Origin of the sequence: Leeuwenhoekiella marinoflava DSM 3653, from assembly GCF_900129005.1 — a bacterium.
GTDB lineage: Bacteria > Bacteroidota > Bacteroidia > Flavobacteriales > Flavobacteriaceae > Leeuwenhoekiella > Leeuwenhoekiella marinoflava.
In genome coordinates, this window is record NZ_FQUN01000012.1 from 136,400 (window position 1) to 154,617 (window position 18,218).

At 36.5% G+C, this 18,218-nt stretch carries 19 protein-coding genes; 12 read left to right on the forward strand and 7 right to left on the reverse strand.

Annotated features, from left to right (window positions below):
* Position 1 precedes the first annotated feature (1 nt).
* The 6 genes from BUB91_RS12290 (at position 2) to BUB91_RS12315 (ending at position 5,778) form a co-directional block, all read left to right on the forward strand.
* Positions 2-682 carry a metal-dependent hydrolase gene (locus BUB91_RS12290; protein WP_073099568.1) on the forward strand — a complete coding sequence of 227 codons (681 nt, stop codon included), beginning with the start codon at positions 2-4 and terminating at the stop codon, positions 680-682.
* A 10-nt stretch (positions 683-692) separates the two neighbouring features.
* Positions 693-1,727, forward strand: coding sequence for an o-succinylbenzoate synthase (locus BUB91_RS12295; RefSeq protein ID WP_073099570.1), 1,035 nt, complete (start codon positions 693-695; stop codon positions 1,725-1,727).
* Between the two features lie 3 nt (positions 1,728-1,730).
* On the forward strand, positions 1,731-2,663 hold the full coding sequence (locus tag BUB91_RS12300) for a CPBP family intramembrane glutamic endopeptidase (protein WP_073099572.1): 933 nt from the start codon (positions 1,731-1,733) through the stop codon (positions 2,661-2,663).
* 11 nt (positions 2,664-2,674) lie between these two features.
* Complete coding sequence (locus tag BUB91_RS12305) at positions 2,675-3,751, forward strand: AMP-binding protein (protein WP_073099574.1); 1,077 nt, start codon at positions 2,675-2,677, stop codon at positions 3,749-3,751.
* A gap of 84 nt (positions 3,752-3,835) precedes the next feature.
* Positions 3,836-4,297, forward strand: coding sequence for a hypothetical protein (locus BUB91_RS12310; protein ID WP_073099575.1), 462 nt, complete (start codon positions 3,836-3,838; stop codon positions 4,295-4,297).
* A 161-nt stretch (positions 4,298-4,458) separates the two neighbouring features.
* On the forward strand, positions 4,459-5,778 hold the full coding sequence (locus BUB91_RS12315; RefSeq protein ID WP_073099576.1) for a M24 family metallopeptidase: 1,320 nt from the start codon (positions 4,459-4,461) through the stop codon (positions 5,776-5,778).
* Between the two features lie 12 nt (positions 5,779-5,790).
* Here the strand turns inward: BUB91_RS12315 and BUB91_RS12320 are convergent, their stop codons facing one another.
* From BUB91_RS12320 to BUB91_RS12335, 4 genes are all read right to left on the reverse strand, one after another.
* Positions 5,791-6,966: an MFS transporter gene (locus BUB91_RS12320; protein ID WP_073099578.1), complete on the reverse strand. Its 1,176-nt coding sequence runs from the start codon at positions 6,964-6,966 to the stop codon at positions 5,791-5,793.
* A 183-nt stretch (positions 6,967-7,149) separates the two neighbouring features.
* Complete coding sequence (locus tag BUB91_RS12325; protein WP_073099579.1) at positions 7,150-8,238, reverse strand: sensor histidine kinase; 1,089 nt, start codon at positions 8,236-8,238, stop codon at positions 7,150-7,152.
* A 33-nt stretch (positions 8,239-8,271) separates the two neighbouring features.
* Complete coding sequence (locus tag BUB91_RS12330) at positions 8,272-8,691, reverse strand: hypothetical protein (protein WP_073099580.1); 420 nt, start codon at positions 8,689-8,691, stop codon at positions 8,272-8,274.
* Positions 8,692-8,696: 5 nt separating this feature from the next.
* Positions 8,697-10,325, reverse strand: coding sequence for an acyl-CoA carboxylase subunit beta (locus BUB91_RS12335; RefSeq protein ID WP_073099582.1), 1,629 nt, complete (start codon positions 10,323-10,325; stop codon positions 8,697-8,699).
* A gap of 191 nt (positions 10,326-10,516) precedes the next feature.
* Between BUB91_RS12335 and BUB91_RS12340 the strand changes: the two genes are divergently transcribed.
* The 5 genes from BUB91_RS12340 to BUB91_RS12360 all read left to right on the forward strand — a co-directional run bounded on the left by BUB91_RS12340 (position 10,517) and on the right by BUB91_RS12360 (position 15,158).
* A complete protein-coding gene (locus BUB91_RS12340) occupies positions 10,517-10,693 on the forward strand; it encodes a CAL67264 family membrane protein (RefSeq protein ID WP_241652655.1) in 177 nt (58 codons plus the stop codon).
* Positions 10,693-11,163, forward strand: a complete 471-nt coding sequence (locus BUB91_RS12345) for a DinB family protein (RefSeq protein ID WP_073099586.1) — start codon at positions 10,693-10,695, stop codon at positions 11,161-11,163. Before BUB91_RS12340 ends, BUB91_RS12345 begins: the two co-directional genes overlap by 1 nt.
* Positions 11,164-11,253: 90 nt before the next feature.
* Positions 11,254-12,945, forward strand: a complete 1,692-nt coding sequence (ettA, locus tag BUB91_RS12350) for an energy-dependent translational throttle protein EttA (protein WP_073099588.1) — start codon at positions 11,254-11,256, stop codon at positions 12,943-12,945.
* Positions 12,946-13,248: 303 nt separating this feature from the next.
* Entirely contained in the window at positions 13,249-14,370 is a 1,122-nt protein-coding gene (locus BUB91_RS12355) for a PepSY-associated TM helix domain-containing protein (RefSeq protein ID WP_073099589.1), read from the forward strand.
* 95 nt (positions 14,371-14,465) lie between these two features.
* Positions 14,466-15,158 (forward strand): HAD family hydrolase, encoded by a 693-nt coding sequence (locus BUB91_RS12360; RefSeq protein WP_073099592.1) that lies wholly within the window; start codon positions 14,466-14,468, stop codon positions 15,156-15,158.
* Between the two features lie 39 nt (positions 15,159-15,197).
* On the opposite strand, the gene BUB91_RS21055 is transcribed toward BUB91_RS12360, so the two are convergent.
* Positions 15,198-15,362: a hypothetical protein gene (locus tag BUB91_RS21055; protein ID WP_164917875.1), complete on the reverse strand. Its 165-nt coding sequence runs from the start codon at positions 15,360-15,362 to the stop codon at positions 15,198-15,200.
* A gap of 236 nt (positions 15,363-15,598) precedes the next feature.
* Here BUB91_RS21055 and BUB91_RS12365 point away from each other — a divergent pair, with 236 nt between their 5' ends.
* A complete protein-coding gene (locus BUB91_RS12365; RefSeq protein ID WP_073099594.1) occupies positions 15,599-16,483 on the forward strand; it encodes a hypothetical protein in 885 nt (294 codons plus the stop codon).
* Between the two features lie 75 nt (positions 16,484-16,558).
* Here BUB91_RS12365 and BUB91_RS12370 read toward each other — a convergent pair whose 3' ends face one another.
* Positions 16,559-17,356 carry a hypothetical protein gene (locus BUB91_RS12370; protein ID WP_073099596.1) on the reverse strand — a complete coding sequence of 266 codons (798 nt, stop codon included), beginning with the start codon at positions 17,354-17,356 and terminating at the stop codon, positions 16,559-16,561.
* A 121-nt stretch (positions 17,357-17,477) separates the two neighbouring features.
* Entirely contained in the window at positions 17,478-18,203 is a 726-nt protein-coding gene (locus BUB91_RS12375) for a class I SAM-dependent methyltransferase (protein WP_073099598.1), read from the reverse strand.
* Positions 18,204-18,218: the final 15 nt, after the last annotated feature.

Genomic DNA, 18,218 nt, shown 5'->3' on the forward strand with positions numbered 1-18,218 from the left:
TATGAAAATCACCTATTATGGTCAGAACTGTTTTGGTTTTGAAACCGAAAACGCAACGATACTTACTGATCCATTTATTACCGGAAACGATCTTGCAAAAGATAAGATTGATATTAAAACTTTAAATCCAGATTATATATTTTTAACCCATGCGCATCAAGATCATACGCTAGATGCCGAAACGATCGCCAAACAAGCAGATGCTGTTATTGTGAGTAATTATGAGATAGCAAATCATTATGCAGATAAAGGAATTGAAACACATCCTATGAATCACGGCGGAAGCTGGGAGTTTGATTTTGGGAAAGTAAAATATGTAAATGCCATTCATACCAGTTCTTTTCCTGACGGAAGCTATGGTGGTCAGCCTGGCGGATTTATATTCAGTATAGATGGGAAAACAATCTATATGGCTGGCGATACAGCACTGACGATGGATATGAAACTGATTCCATTAGATTTTGATCTGGATCTGGCTATTTTACCTATTGGAGACAATTTTACAATGGGAATTAAAGATGCCGTGCGCGCCAGTGATTTTATTGAATGTAATAAAATATTAGGGTGTCATTATGATACGTTTGGATATATAGAAATTGATCACGAAGGTGCTAAAAAAGCATTTTCTGCAGTTGAAAAAGAACTTACACTACTAGAAATTGGCGGTTTATTAGAACTTTAAAAAAAAGCTTTTGAAAGCAGCTTACAAAAAATATGTTCTAGACTTCAAACTCCCCAGCGGAACTTCGCGGGGCGTTATGACACAAAAGGAAACTTGGTTTATCAAAATTGAAGAATTAGGAAAAACAGGTTTTGGAGAATGTGGAATTCTACGCGGTCTCAGTATTGACGATCGCCCAGATTATGAAGAAACACTCAAGTGGGCTTGTAAAAACATCCATCTAGGTGAGCAAACACTTTATGATAATTTAGAGGGTTTTCCTAGTATTCAATTTGGGATTGAGATGGCTTTCAGGTCATTCAATGCAGAAAATCCATATGAGCTTTTTTCTTCAGAATTTACAAAAGGAGATGAGGGCATTGCGATAAACGGTTTGATCTGGATGGGCGAAGCTCAGTTTATGCAAGATCAAATTAATGAAAAGATAGAAGCCGGTTTTGATTGTATCAAAATGAAAATTGGCGCTATTGATTTTGATACCGAAATCAAGTTGTTAGAAGGTATACGAAAAAAGTTTCCGAAAGAAAAAATCACCTTGCGTGTTGATGCAAATGGCGCTTTTGCTCCCGCTGAAGCTTTACATAAATTAGAAAGATTAGCAGCTTTAGATCTTCATTCAATCGAGCAACCCATCAAGCAACACCAAGAAAAAAAAATGGCTACACTTTGCGATCAAACACCTTTACCCATTGCTTTAGATGAAGAGTTGATTGGTGTTTTTGGCTATGCTAAACAAAAAGAATTGCTGCAAACGATTAAACCTCAGTATATTATTTTAAAACCCAGTCTGGTAGGAGGTTTCCGCGGATGCGATACTTGGATACAACTTGCAGAAGAGCAGGGCATAGGCTGGTGGATCACTTCTGCGCTAGAAAGTAACATTGGGCTCAATGCGATTGCTCAATATACACATTCAAAAAACACGACAATCCCTCAAGGTCTTGGTACTGGCGGATTGTACACAAATAATGTATCTTCCCCTCTAGAAATTAAGCACGGCAAATTGTGGTACAATGCACAACAAAACTGGAGCTTTCAATTTTAATTTATGTTTATAGAACAAGCTTATAAAGGAGATAATGCCAAATGGAAAGTTGGGATTACAACTATTCTGGTAATGGGTATTTTTATTTTAAATTTTATAGCATTCTTATTTACCAGTCAGGAAGACATGGATAAGATGTATGAAATGCTGAAAAGTATTCCTGCTAATATCAATCTAATATTAAATTTAGGGGTATTTATTCCTATTCTAATTTTGCTTTTTATCCTAGTGAAATACTTGCATAATCGAAGTATACTTTCATTGACAACTTCAAGATCAAAATTTGATTTTAAGAGATTTGCCTTTTCATTAAGTTTGATTTTAATATTCACAATAGCTGGATTCTTCATTTCTTATTATCTGACTCCGGAAGATTATGTTCTTCAATTTGACCTAACTAATTTTATAATATTATTTGTAATTAGTTTGTTGATGTTTCCTTTTCAAATAGGTCTCGAAGAGTGGTTGTTTAGAGGGTATTTAATGCAACAGCTAGGGGTCGCTTCAAAATCAAAATGGTTTCCGTTAATAGTTACCAGTGTACTCTTTGGGGTGTTTCATTCCGCAAATCCAGAAGTAGCTGAGATGGGAGCAATAACAATGGTGTTTTATATCGGAACTGGATTTTTGCTTGGTATTATGACTTTAATGGATGAAGGTTTAGAAATGGCCTTAGGCTTTCATTTAGGAAATAACTTTTTAGCAGCAGTTTTAGTAACTACAGATTATTCGGCTTTACAAACTGACGCTATTTTTAAATCTACAGCAGGTAGTTCAAGTGCGTTAGAAATAATCTTTCCTGTTCTTATAATTTATCCTATCTTTTTAGGGATTTTAGCATATAGATACAAATGGACCGGCTGGAAAGAAAAATTATTCGGTTCTGTAAAAGAACCAGAATCAACAAAACTTGAAGATAATTTGGTTACAGATTAAATCCTAATGTGATGTCTAAATATCCTGTACACTCAGAATTTCAGTTAAATGGCACGCGACTCAAAGCTTCCGGCTTAAAGGAGTTTGCTTTAAAGATTCAGAAAACAGGAGAGCTTTATGAGCAAGAGTTGGGTGAGTTTATATTAGACTGGCTTAACGATAAAGATTATGTTTTGGTGAATACTTCAGGGTCTACCGGAGCGCCAAAAAGCATCAAGTTGCTTAAGCGACACATGGTAAACAGTGCAAAAGCAACCGGAAAGCGATTTAAATTAGAAGCCGGTTCTACAGCTTTACATTGTTTGCCTACCAGATATATAGCTGGCAAGATGATGTTTGTAAGAGCGGTTATATTAGGCTGGAAGTTAGACTTGGTACCGCCTAAATCTAATCCTTTAGATCAGGTTTTAAAGCGTTACGATTTTTCGGCTATGACTCCGTTTCAGCTTGATAATAGTATTGCACGTTTACATCTTTTGGGTAAGTTGATCATTGGCGGCGGTCCGTTTTCTCAAACGTTGAAAGAGTTGGTAAAAGATAGTTCGGCTAAGATTTATGAAACCTACGGGATGACCGAAACGGTCACTCATATTGCTGTGAGACGTATAAACTCAAAAAAGCATAGAGATATTGAACCTCCTTTTAAGACACTTAATAAAGTGACAGTGAGTAAAGACGATCGAGGTTGTCTTGTTATTAAAGCTCCAAAAGTTGCGACAGATCCGGTAATTACAAACGACTTGGTTGATCTCATCTCCTACAAAAAATTCCTGTGGTTAGGTCGTGTAGATAATGTGATAAATAGTGGTGGTATAAAACTCTATCCAGAGACTATAGAACAGAAATTAGCACACCAGATAGATATTCCTTTTATTGTGGGTAGTGAGCCTGACGATGCTTTAGGAGAGCGTTTGATTCTGGTAATTGAGTGTGATAGTTTTGATGCTTCCAGACTTAATTTTGAAGTTCTTGGTAAATATGAAACACCCAAGCGGATTTATTGTACTCCGCAATTTATAAGAACAGAGACCGGTAAGGTTAAACGTGGCTCGATTTTAAAAAGTCTGACAGCGGCAGAAGAAATTTAGGCATAGTTTATGCTCAAATCAATGCGGAAAAGACAATTCGTTCTTTTCGAATTAAACTTATTATCTTTGGCTAAAATTTTAATTATGCGCTACATAGCTATAATCGCAATCACACTTTTATCAATTCAATCTTTATCAGCTCAATACGGTTATGGGCGCGGGTACGGTGGTTATGGCCGTAACCGAATGGGGAGTAGTCGAATGGGAGCTAGTCAAACTCCACAAGGACCTACAGAAGAACCGCCAACAGCAGCAGAAATTGCAGAAGAGCGTTTGCCTGATTATGTAGCGGAATTTGAATTAGATCCTTTTCAAACTGAAGTGTTGCGTGCTTATCTTGAAGATTACTATAATGAAGTAATGGCTTTGCAGAAAGATAAGGTTAAAGATCAAGAGACTTTGCGTAAAGATTTTGAGCGTATGCAAAACGAATTTAAAACCGATTTGAAATCTATACTCACAGAAGAAGAACTCACTAAGTTTATGGAAATGGACTTTTCAACCAGTGCTGTAAGAAAACGAAAAAAGAAACGGGATAATGAGTAATTGACATTGAGTAAATTCTTCAAGGTGTTAATAGGAAACAACTTATGTCTTCGAGGTAAGCCCTGAAAAACTTAAAATAATATTCAAACAAAAAGGTGCTCTGAGCACCTTTTTTTATTAGGGGTTAATGCGTAATTTCGGGAATACTTATACATAGATTCATGCGTTATATTCTCCTAGTTTTTCTTGCCTTTATTACAGCTACCCAAACCTTAAAAAGTCAGATTTTACCCGAGCGCGACCGGGCATCTTTAATCGATAAGATTTTAGCAGATCGTTTTGATCACGTCTTACCAGATATCATGGATCGTACCGGTATTGATATGTGGATTTTAATAACCCGTGAGTACAATGAAGATCCTGTTGTAAAAACAATGCTCCCATCAACGTGGTTAAATGCAAGAAGACGCACTATTCTCGTCTTCTCTTATGATGATACTAAATTTAAAGCAGAAAAACTTGCTGTGGCGCGTTACAATATTGGTGACAACATCACATCAGCTTGGGATAAAGAAGAAGAGCCAGATCAGTGGAAGGCTTTGATAAAGATTATAGAGGTGCATAATCCTGAAAAAATAGCTCTTAATTATTCAGAAAATTATGGGATTGCAGATGGGATTTCAAAAACAGATTATGATGCATTTATGAATGTTTTGCCATCTTCGTTTAAATCTAAGGTTGTTTCCGCAGAACCCCTTGCTGTAGGTTGGATAGAGACTCGTAGTGCAGTTGAGATGCAACTTTTTGAGGAATTAGTTGGCATTACTCATACTATTATTCAGGAAGCTTTTAGTTCAAAAGTGATCATCCCTGGTAAAACGACCACAGAAGATGTCGTATGGTTTTTAAGACAAAAAGTGACCGATATGGGACTTGAAACCTGGTTTCACCCTACAATAGATATTCAGCGGTCTGATGAACCTTTAGAAAATCATATCACAGCTTTTACCAATCATAATGAAGGTCAGGTAATCTTACCCGGTGATTTACTCCATTGTGATTTTGGAATCAGTTATTTGAGATTGAATACAGATGTGCAAGAACACGCTTACGTTTTAAAAGATGGCGAAACGCAAGCTCCGCAGTTTTTAGTTGACGCTTTTGCCAAAGGGAATCAGGTACAGGATATTTTTACTTCCAATTTTGAAACCGGAAAAACCGGAAACATGATTTTAAAAGAATCATTAACTGAAGCTAAAGCTGAGGGGTTACGCCCATCTATTTATACGCATCCATTAGGACTTTATGGCCATTCTGCAGGTCCTACCATTGGAATGTGGGATTCGCAAGATGGCGTTCCGGGAACGGGAGATTATAAACTTTTTGAGAATACGGCATACGCCATTGAGCTCAATACCACCGTAAATATCTCAGAGTGGAATAAAGACATCCGCATAATGCTTGAAGAAGATGGATTCTGGGGGCCAAAAGGCTTTAAATACATCAATAAGCGTCAGGAAGAACTCATCTTAGTTGATTAAAAAAGCGACAGTCTAAGCTTGCTCTAGGGCAAGCTTAGCTCTTTTCTTACGCAAGACAATTACACTTATAGAAAGTAAAACACCTCCAAAGGCTAAACAGGCTCCTACAAGTTCTGGAGAGGTATAACCATATCCAGCCGCAATAGGTAAACCTCCTAAAAATGCACCTACTGCATTTGCGATATTAAATGCAGCTTGATTTACTGAAGAGGCTAGCATTTCAGATTCTTTTGCAGACTTTATCATAAGCATTTGTATAGAAGGGGCAGTTGAAAAAGCAAAAGCGCCTGTAACAAAAACCATTAGTAACATCGCCCATTGTATAGGTGCTATTAGAGAAATTGTAATCAAGCAAAGACTCATCACACTTAATAGTAACGCGGTAGCCTTAATTGGCGAAAATTTATCTGCTAATTTTCCACCTAAAACATTACCAAAGGTCATCCCTAGACCGGCAAGCATCAAGATAAAAATCACCATATCACTATCAAAGCCACTTACGTCGGTTAATAGTGGTGTGATATAACTGTACCAAGCAAAAAAGCCACCTGTACCTACAGCCGTGATTGCCAAGATGAGCCAGAGTTCAGTGCGTTTAAAAATCTTAAGTGCTTGTTTTAAAGGTATGGGTTCTGATTTTTCAATATTCGGAAGCCAGAATTTAATAGCTAAAACAGTTACCAATCCTACGGCTACGACAATCATAAAAGTATAACGCCACGAAATGTTGTGACCTACATAGGTTCCTAAAGGAATCCCTATAATATTGGCGATTGTTAGTCCGCTAAACATCATAGCAACAGCACTAGCTGCTTTTTCTTTAGGTACAAGTCTGCTGGCAACTACTGCACCTACACCAAAGAAAGCTCCATGAGGAAGACCAGATAGTAATCTGGAAATAAGCATGAGGCCATAAGAAGATGCAAAAACCGAAAAAGAATTAAAAACAGTAAAGCCTATCATTAAAGAGAATAGAATCTTTTTTGGGGGGTAATTTCCGGCAATAGCTACAAGAATTGGAGCACCAATTACGACCCCTAAAGCATAAGCAGAAATAAAATGTCCTGCTTGAGGTATGGTGACATTGAGATCTTTGGCTACATCAGGTAGAATCCCCATCATCACAAACTCGGTCATACCTATCCCAAAACCTCCTATAGCTAATGCAATCAGACTCTTCTTAAACATATAAATGTGTTTTCATTTATCATTCTAGCAAATAGAATGTCTATAAATCTGCAAATATAGAATAGTTTGAGCATACTAACTTGTAGCCACTTAACCGATTTAGTGAAATTAATTGAGAATATAACACAGGTTATATTCATGACTTAAGAACGAATTAAGTTTGAAACTTAAAAAAGATCTAGATTAGGATTTAAAAGTCAATGTAAATCGAGTTCCTTCGTTAAGCTTACTCTCAATCTCAATGTTGCCACCTAAACTTGTAATATGGTTGTGAACAAGATATAATCCTATGCCTTTGCTATCTTCATAATCATGAAAACGCTGATGAAGTTTAAAGACTTTATCACCTGCACTTTTTAAATCTATACCAGACCCATTGTCTTGAAACACTAGTTTGATATTGTTCTCAGATTTAAAAGAATGAATATTTATAACAGAAGCTAAGTCTAGTCTAGCGTATTTTATACTGTTTGTAATTAGATTAAGAAAAATGCTTTTTAAAAAGTTTAGGTTGAAAACCACCGAAGGAGCGCTCTTAAAATCATATTGTATAGTGACATTATTTTTCTCAATGAGTTGCTTTATTGAGTCTTGCGTAGTGTTTAAAGTTTTTTCAAAATCTATAGATTTCGTTTTAAGGTTTAGACGATCCTTTTTTATCCACCCATCAAGATATGACGTTATTACATCATTTAAGTTTTCAGTAGAAATGCGAAGTAATTTTACATATTCTAGGGTGTCTGGATCTTTAATTTTAGATTCATCAATAAGTTGATGCAGTGTTATGAGGTTACTCAGCGGTGATCTTAAATCGTGAGAACTAGAATAATTAAAATGCTTTAAATCTTTATTGCTTTCACTCAGTTGTTTCAGTAGAAGGTTTCGTTCTATTTCTATATTTTTCTTTAAGGTTATGTCCTTTGCTACCGCATAGATAATATCTTCTTTTTTTAGTGCGATTGAAGACCAATGAAACCAAACGACACTTCCATTTTTGTGAATGTATCTATTCTCAAATTGTGTTAATTCATTTTCTTCTAATAGGCTTTGTCGCTTCTTACTTGTAATAGACCTGTCATCTTCATGAATGAAATGATAAATGGGCTTGGCAAATAATTCTTCTTCGGTATATCCTAAAGTAGTGATAAGCGCAGGATTTACTTTTCTAAAGTATCCATCATATCCAGCTATGCACATTACATCTGGAGATAATTCAAAGAAATAATCTAGGTTATAGAGTATGTCATTGGGTTTTTTCTGAGTAGAAAGCATGAGAGTTGGAGGAGGTTAATTTCTGAAGTTAGTTTAATCTTTATAGAGATCTGGAGTTATTTTTAATGATACGGCATGTTTACCATCATAACCATAATAGTTATAATTTAAGGTGACCTCATGTTCTTTAAAATAGTTCATATCTTGACTAGATTTTAGTTGAGCAATTATGCCTGGTTTGATGTATTTAGCAATAGTATCTTTATTAACCATGTCTGAACGGTATATAAGCGTATAGTAGTAATCAAAGATCTTGTCTCCGGTTACTGTAGCGCTATCCAGACGTGTTTCTTCATCAACTTGAATAGGAGCTTGTTTATTAAGCTCAAGAGCAACTTCAATTAAAGTTTCTTGAACATCGGGTTCAAATAATTTTGATACTAAGTAAAAGCTAATTCCTCCAAATATTAAGAATGAAATTACAGCTATAACAATAGAGCTTGTTTTTTTCATAGCTATTAAACCTGTATAATTCCTAGATTGAATTTTTTCTCAATAGGGGCGTGGTTCGCAGCCTCGATTCCTGTTGAAATCCAGTGACGGGTTTGAAGCGGATCTATAACTGCATCGGTCCAGATACGAGATGCAGCATAATACGGCGAAACCTGCTCGTCGTAACGCGCTTTGATGTTGTCGTAAAGTTCTTTTTCAACTTCCGGAGTGATTTCTTTTCCTTGCTTTTTTAAGGAAGCCGTTTCTATCTGAAGTAAAACTTTTGCGGCACTATTACCGCTCATCACAGCCAATTCTGCAGAAGGCCATGCCGCGATCAACCGCGGATCATAGGCTTTACCACACATCGCGTAATTGCCTGCGCCGTATGAATTACCTATAATGATTGTGAATTTAGGAACCACACTATTACTAACGGCGTTAACCATTTTAGCGCCATCTTTAATAATACCACCGTGCTCACTTTTGCTACCTACCATAAAGCCAGTAACATCTTGTAAAAACACGAGCGGAATTTTCTTTTGATTACAGTTGGCAATAAAACGCGTAGCCTTATCAGCACTATCGCTATAAATCACTCCGCCAAACTGCATCTCACCTTTTTTAGTTTTTACAATCTTTCGTTGATTAGCAATTATACCTACAGCCCAACCGTCTATACGAGCATAAGCCGTAATAAGCGTTTGACCGTAGCCTTTTTTGTATTCTTCAAATTCAGAATCATCAACGAGACGTTTGATGATTTCGTTCATATCGTATTGATCACTGCGTTTAGCAGGTAAAATTCCATAGATATCCTGAGGATTTTCTTTGGGTTTAGCAGGTGAAGCACGATTAAAACCGGCTTTATCAAAATCACCTATTTTCCCCATTATATTTTTAATACGTGTCAAAGCATCACGATCGTCAGTTGCTTTATAATCGGTAACGCCGCTTATTTCACAATGTGTAGTAGCACCACCCAAGGTTTCATTGTCAACACTTTCTCCAATTGCCGCTTTTACCAGGTAACTACCAGCCAGAAAAATACTTCCGGTTTTGTCTACAATCATCGCTTCGTCACTCATAATAGGTAAATACGCGCCACCGGCGACACAGCTTCCCATCACAGCGCTAATCTGCGTGATTCCCATACTGCTCATTATCGCATTGTTTCTAAAGATTCTCCCAAAATGTTCTTTATCAGGGAAAATCTCATCTTGCATCGGCAGATATACACCTGCGCTGTCGACCAGATAAATGATAGGAAGCTTATTTTCTATACTCAATTCTTGTGCACGAAGGTTTTTCTTTCCGGTTATGGGGAACCAGGCGCCTGCTTTTACGGTAGCATCGTTAGCTACAACAATACATTGTTTGCCACTAATATGACCTATTTTAACCACAACGCCTCCGCTGGGACAACCACCGTGTTCTTCATACATACCTTCACCGGCAAATGCAGCGATTTCAATAGCTTTTTCGGGTTTGTCGAGTAAAAAGTCGATACGCTCCCGTGCGGTAAGCTTTCCTTTTTCGTGTTGTTTTGCGATACGCTTTTCGCCTCCGCCCAGTTTTACCTGAGCAAATTTTCTTTTTAAGTCTGAAACAAGAAGCTTATTATGATCTTCGTTTTTATTGAATTTGATATCCATCTATAAAATTTAAACATTCTTAATTAATGGTCTTTATGCAAATAGGTAATAAACTGAAATAATTAGAACGTAGCATTGTGTGGTAACGAAAATACGAAATCGATATCTCAATACACGCTACTATTTATATGAAAAATGCGATATTTGCGCTCTATGCTTCGATGCAAAGACGCACAAAAATCAAAACTATGATGAATAAGAATACGGTACTGAGTTGGGCTACTTTTATAATGATTGTGGTGGGACTTGGTCTTATATTTCTAGGTGCATTTAGATACAATGAAGTTGCCGGTTGGGGTTTTGCCTCAGTTGGGATTGGGTTTTTTGCAATTGCCTGGGTTTTTAATGCATTAAAAGGTCGTGTTTAATGGCACAAAAATTACTTAAAGAGCAACTTTTAAGACATCTTCACGGCGGAGAAGCCTTTAAAAATGTTGAGGATCTGCTTGAGGACATCTCCTATAAAAAAAGTGGTGAGCGTCCTGTGGGTTTGCCTTATTCTTTTTATGAGGTTTTTTACCATATGGCTTACGCACAAAAAGATATATTGAATTTTTGTTTAGCCGAGTCGTATGCAATGCCGAGTTGGCCTAAAGATTATTGGCCGGCTGAAAAGAAGGCTAAAACTAAAGAAGAATGGAAATCATTAGTGTCTGAGTTTTTTAAAGATCGAAAGCTTTTAATGGCTTTTATTGAAGATGAAAATACAGACTTGTTGCAAGTGGTTAAACACGGGGAGGAACAGCGTGTTTTGCGTGAACTGATGCTGGTTATAGAGCATAATGCTTATCACACCGGTCAGCTTGCAATTATTCTTAGGCTTCTGGGCTTAATATAGCCAATAAATTCTCTTAACTTGATTAGAAAGGATACACCTGAGTTTTAGGTGTTTTTATAAAAAAAACAAGATTTTAATACTGAATACATTATGAGTGACGATAAAAAGATAATTTTTTCAATGACCGGGGTAAGCAAAACCTATTCCGGTGCGAATACCCCTGTACTTAAGAAAATCTATTTGAGCTTTTTTTATGGAGCAAAAATTGGAATATTAGGGCTTAATGGTTCCGGTAAATCCACTTTGATGAAAATCATTGCAGGATTGGATACTAATTTTCAGGGAGAGGTTACTTCAGATAAGGAATTTAGTGTAGGTTATTTAGAACAGGAGCCGAAGTTGGATCCTGAAAAAACGGTACTTGAGATTGTAAAAGAAGGCGCTGCTGAAACAGTAGCCATTCTGGAAGAATACAATAAAATCAATGACTCTTTTGGTCTTGAAGAAGTGTACTCAGATCCAGACAAGATGGATAAACTTATGGCACGCCAAGCCGTCTTACAGGACGAGATTGACGCGCGTGGTGCCTGGGAACTGGACAATAAGCTCGAAGTTGCGATGGATGCATTGCGTACGCCACCTGCAGATCAAAAGGTAGGAGTGCTTTCTGGTGGTGAAAAGCGTCGTGTGGCTTTATGTCGCTTATTGCTTCAGGAACCCGATGTATTGCTTCTGGATGAACCTACCAACCACTTGGATGCAGAAAGCGTACACTGGTTAGAGCATCATTTAGCGCAATACAAAGGAACGGTTATTGCAGTAACACACGACCGTTATTTCTTAGATAATGTTGCAGGATGGATTCTAGAATTAGACAGGGGAGAAGGTATTCCGTGGAAAGGGAATTACTCTTCCTGGTTAGACCAGAAGTCCAAACGCATGGCACAGGAAAGCAAGACTGCGTCTAAGCGTCAAAAAACGCTGGAACGTGAGCTAGAGTGGGTACGTCAGGGAGCTAAAGGCCGTCAGACGAAGCAGAAAGCACGTTTGAGCAATTATGATAAACTCTTATCTCAAGATCAAAAGCAAACAGACGAGAAATTAGAAATCTATATTCCTAATGGCCCACGTTTGGGGACTAATGTAATTGATGCTACCGGCGTGAGTAAAGCATTTGGGGATAAATTGCTTTATGAGGATCTTAATTTCACCCTTCCGCAGGCTGGAATAGTAGGTGTTATAGGTCCCAACGGAGCAGGGAAGACCACTATTTTTAAAATGATTATGGGCGAAATCGAACCGGATAAAGGAAGCTTTACCGTTGGAGAAACTGCTCAAATCGCCTACGTTGACCAAAGTCATAGTAATATTGATCCTGATAAAACCATTTGGCAAAATTTTTCTGATGAGCAGGAGCTTGTGTTAATGGGAGGTAAAGAGGTGAACTCGAGAGCTTATTTGAGTCGTTTTAATTTTAGTGGAAACGAGCAAAATAAAAAAGTGAGTATGCTTTCCGGTGGTGAGCGTAACCGCTTACATCTTGCAATGACGCTAAAAGAAGAAGGAAACGTATTGCTATTGGATGAGCCTACTAACGATTTGGATGTGAACACACTGCGCGCTCTTGAAGAAGGACTTGAAAACTTTGCGGGTTGTGCCGTTGTTATTTCTCACGACCGTTGGTTCTTAGATAGAATTTGTACACATATTTTAGCTTTTGAAGGCGATAGTCAAGTTTATTTCTTTGAAGGTGGTTTTTCTGATTACGAGGAAAATAAGAAGAAACGTCTAGGTGGTGATTTAATGCCAAAACGTATTAAGTATAAAAAATTGGTTCGATAAAAACTGGTTTGGATATTAAAAAGAGGCTGTCTAAAAAGTATTTAGGCAGTTTTTTTTAGATAAAAATTCTTTTTAGAAGAAGTGCTTCTTTTTGTAATTATATAGTGTATAAATGTATAGTTCAGAAGAGTTGATTCATGTTGAATTTATTAAGTCTAAATAGTTCAAAAGTATTTTCCGTTTTATATTTGCAACTACTTGAAAAATAGTTTGCGCTAATGATTTTTTACAAATTAGACTGTGAAACAAAATTCTTGAAGGCTATTCTTAATATTGCTATAGACAACTTTTTTAAACTCTAAAATGAAAAATAAGAAGACCTACACCATTAGAAAATTTATCAATGATGTGCATCTCTGGCTGGGACTTGCTAGCGGAATTATTTTGTTTTTGGTTTGTCTTAGCGGAACTATTCTTGCTTTTGAACATGAGATTAAAGATGCCTTTGCAGATGAATTAGTTATAGACCCAAAAGGTGAAAAAATAAGTGTAGCGGTTTTAAAAGAAAAAATCACAACAGAAAATAGTGGCGTGTTAACCAGTATAAGCATTCCCGAGGCTTCAGACAAGGCTTACGTTTTTACAGTAAAAGAAAATCCTAAAGAGCGCCGCGGTACTATTATGATGGTAAATCCATATACTGGAGAGCGCTTAAAACCAGCGGTAAATCCTGCAGATGCTTTTTGTTTTTTCTTCTTTAAAATGCACCGTTGGTTACTTTTAGATTCAGCGATTGGGAGACCAATAGTAGGTGTAGCAACCATCATCTTTTTAATTCTTTCTATAACCGGTCTTGTGTTATGGTTTCCGAAGAAAGTAAAATGGAAAAATGTAAAAAGCGGTTTTAAAATTAAAACAAAAGCCAATTGGAAACGTGTGAATCATGATTTGCATAACACACTGGGTTTTTACGCTTTGATCTTTATCATAATAATGGGAATCACTGGTTTATGTTGGTCTTTTGAAGGATATAGAGTGGGTTTAGGGAATCTTATAGGGACTAAAATATTTAACCGTTCTTCTCCAGAATTTCAAATTATCGAAAGCGCAGAAGCTTCAAAAATCAGTCTTCCTGAAATTTTAAATACTGCAGATACAATTTTTGATTACCCGGGAGATGTTTCTATAAACCTACCGGGAGAGCGAAATGATTTTTTTAGCATTAGAAAGCGTGATGCTAACGGTTGGTCACCTTCTATTTCAGATATGGCTTACGTTTCAAAAACAGGAGAGGTGCTTGCTGTAGAAAAATTTAGTGATAAGCCGTTTAATGTGCAATTGGCTTCTTTGGTAAAACCCCTGCATACGGGAGAAGTTTTTGGATTCTTTTCTAAGTTCATTTACTTTCTCGCATGTTTAATTGGTACAAGTTTGCCGGTAACGGGAACCTTAATTTGGCTCAATAAAATGAAAAAGAAAAAATAGTATTTATATACTTTTAAAATAAAATAAGACCTCATTGTTTAAACAGTGAGGTCCTATTTTTTAAGTACTTTTAAGCAACTTCTAATTTTGAGAATTTGGATTTAAATAAAATAAAGGTTATCGCTTTTGATGCAGATGATACGCTTTGGGTAAATGAAACCTTTTTTAGAGATGCAGAAATTGCTTTTGCAAAACATCTTTCAGATTACGGTGACGAAGAAGATATCGTACGAAAGCTTCTGGATACGGAAATACGAAACCTGAATACGTATGGCTACGGTATAAAAGGCTTTACGTTATCTATGCTCGAAACTGCACATCGGTTAATGGGAGATAGTATGAATGCCGAAACAACTGCATTTATTCTAAATAAAGGAAAACAGATGCTGGCAGAACCAGTTGAAGTTTTACCTTATATTGAAGAAGTTCTTGAAGAGCTTTCTAAAAAATATAAGTTGGTTGTTGCTACTAAAGGTGATTTGCTTGACCAGGAGCGTAAACTTATTAAAAGCGGATTAATTGATTATTTTCATCACGTGGAGATTGTTTCCGATAAAAAAGAAACACAGTATAAAAAACTGGTTAAACATCTTGATATAGAACCTCAAGAATTTTTAATGATTGGTAATTCGCTAAAGTCTGATGTAATTCCGGTATTGGCGATGGGAGGTTATGCGTTTCATATTCCGTTTCATACCACGTGGAGTCATGAGCAGGTTGATGACGAAATAAATCATTCTAAGTTCAGAGTGCTTACCAGTGCTAAAGAATTGCTATATATTTTATGACACTATAATTAGGAGGAATCAAAATGTTCTGAAACCTATTTAATGTCTTCTGGGTAAAAAGCTGCGTAAGATATAAATGATGGCTGCAAAACCTAAACCTAGTAGAAGGCCTTTACCAAAACTTGCATTGATAAATAAAATTAGAACAGCAATTATTGCGAGAACTCCAAAAAGTATAGCCGCGCGTTTGTGATTTTCTTTCATAGTTCAAAGATACAGTTATGCAATTTTTTGGCTGAGTTATTAATAAAAAATTAAAGATGCAGTGTTTGTCTTTTTTGTAAGTTTGGGTGCTTTTTAAGAGCAGTTGTAAGTCCTGTTTTTCGTTAAAAAACAGTAAATTATAGTGGCTGTTTTTACAATTTTACACACTTTTGAATCAGCATTAACGTTAAAATATAAATAGGTACAAGCCTACGCTAATCAAACAATAGTTATTTATGGAAAATGAGAATAAGAATACGGGTATAAAGATAGTTACGGGAATACTTGCCGTGCTTCTTGTTGTAGCCGGTGCTTTTGCAATTAAACTCTACAACCAAGAGAAAAATACAAAAGCAGAATTAACAGAAGAAAAAGAACTGGTTCTTAATGATCTTAAACAAATGGTCACTAAGTATGACGCGGTAATCGAAGAGAATAACCTAAAAGATACCGAATTAAATCAAGCTCGTGATCGTATTCAGGTTTTGATTGATTCTGTTCAGAAAATGGAAGCTAATGTATCTGTATTGCGTCGTTACCGTGATGAGGTTTATAAACTTAAAAAAGAGCGCGAGTATCTTTTTGCTCAGAATGACAGTTTAAAAGGTATGAACAAGATGCTTGCTATGCAGGTTGACAGTACGACTTATGAGCTTGAAGTTTCAAAAATGAAACGAGACAGTCTTAATATGGTAAAAGATGAGTTAGCTGAAAAAGTAGCTTTAGGAGCAAGTTTATCTGCAAGTAAATTAGTAGGTACTGGTGTTATTATCAGAAACAGTGGTAAACTGGTAGAGAATGACAGAGCACGTCGTATAGACCGTATCAGAGCGTGTTTTACAATACCTCAAAACAGAATCGCTGATGCTGGAGATCGTGAACTTTATGTTCAGGTGTTAGATCCTCAAAATAATATTTTAGGAGCAAACAAGACAATTGCTATAGACAGTGTAACAAGCGTTACTTATAGTGCAATTTCAAAATTCTACTATGAGAAAACAGCTTTAGATATTTGTGAGAATATTGCACCTAAAGGAGATGATTTTCCAAAGGGATTATATAAGATCAATATTTTTGATGGTGGTAAAATGATTGCTACTTCAAACTTGGTTTTAGACTAGTCTTAATTTTCTATAAACTTAAAAAGCTTCTGGATGACCTCCCGAAGCTTTTGTTTTTTTAAAGCAGCTGCTAATCTATTTTCCGCCATTAGCTCTTAGGTCTTCTTGACAAAATTCGCCAAAGGTAGGTAAGCCATTCATCGTAGTACTTGTTGCATCTGCGACTGTTTGAAAGTACATAAGACAGTTGTCTTGATTACAGTGTTTGTTAGGAGTTTCTTCTCCGTCATCATCAGCAGTTTCATCTTCGTGATCACGCACCATTGGAGTACCAAGATTTACCAGCCCAAAAAGGTGGCCAAACTCATGCTCAGTAGTAACTGTTTCCAGTTGTGTAAGACTTGGTCCTGTAATACCACGGCTGAAATCTCTAAGCGTTTCGCCGAAAATAATACAAGAAGTATTGCGGTAAGCAGTACCTAGAATACGGCTGTTGCCTTCATCACTTTCTGAGTTTTCATTAGTAAAGAAAACCCAAACTCCAAGCTCATCACCAACGTTAAAAACGGTTCGGTTATCTTCTTCTATCTTAGTATATTCATCCCGATTTAAAGCGCCTACAGTAGAAGCAGGTACGACTGTTTCAGTAAAAATAACACCGTCTGGTTTGTTTAAGCGTTGAGAGAAAAGATTTCTTAAGTTACTAAGCGTTGTATTAGAAGGTCTAAAACCTTCTACATAAGCAATCTCAACATTCATAGAAGTGAATTGTTCAGCACTTAAAAAATCTCTTGCTGAAGCACCCAGCGCTTTTTTATTTGCAAGTGTAGGGTCTGTTGTAGTCGTTGCCGCTGAATCATTATCGCTTGAACAGGAAAGTATTAAGGATGTAAAAAGAATTGTAAGGTAGGGGGTGATTTTATTAAGTGTCATTAAAATGAATTTGAGTGTTTTCAAAAGTAACTAAACGTTTAAGGTTCGTGTCTTGTTGTATTTAGTTTATGATGTTTTTAGTGCAATGTAACCTATAACACTATGTACGGTGTTTTTTCCGTTATAGTTTTATGAGTTGGGCCAGATAGTCGTAATGAGGTCCATCGATAATTTTTTTGCAGCTAAAGCCAGCCTTTTCAGCTTCGGATTTCAGAGTTTTAAAGTCAATATACAACCAGTCAAAGGCTTCTGAGGTTTGGTTTTTATATTGAATTTTGAATGTTACTTCGCCATAATACTCACGGCTCGCATCACGCCAGTAACTGCCATCTTCTTCCTCATACATAAAAGCAATGTCTGAAGAATCAATAAGAATCTGACCACCTGTTTTTAAAAGACTGTGTAGATGCTTTAAATAGTATTGCGTGTTTTTTAAGGTTTCAAAAATGCCGCTACCATTCATCATAAGCAGCAAGGTGTTGTAATTTTTTTCGGTATAGCTTAGAATGTTAGACTCAATAGTTTTTGATATTCCACGTTTTTGACAGACGCTAATCGCTCCTTGAGAAACATCCAGTGCAGTGACATCGATTCCCTTATTTTGCAAATACAGACTATGACTTCCGGCGCAAGAACCTATGTCTAATGTTTTTCCTTTAGCAAGTTTTAAAGCTTCTTGCTCTACTAGAGGCATAGCATCAAAATCTCTAAAAAGATAGGGAACTGGTATTTCATCATCTTCGGTAAGCGAAGAGATAACGGTGATATCTTCGGTGTAATTATCAGTGTGGAAATCGAGTAACGCCTGACCAAAAATATCAGGGTTTTGAGAATCTTTTTTGGTCATAAAATCAAGGGGATT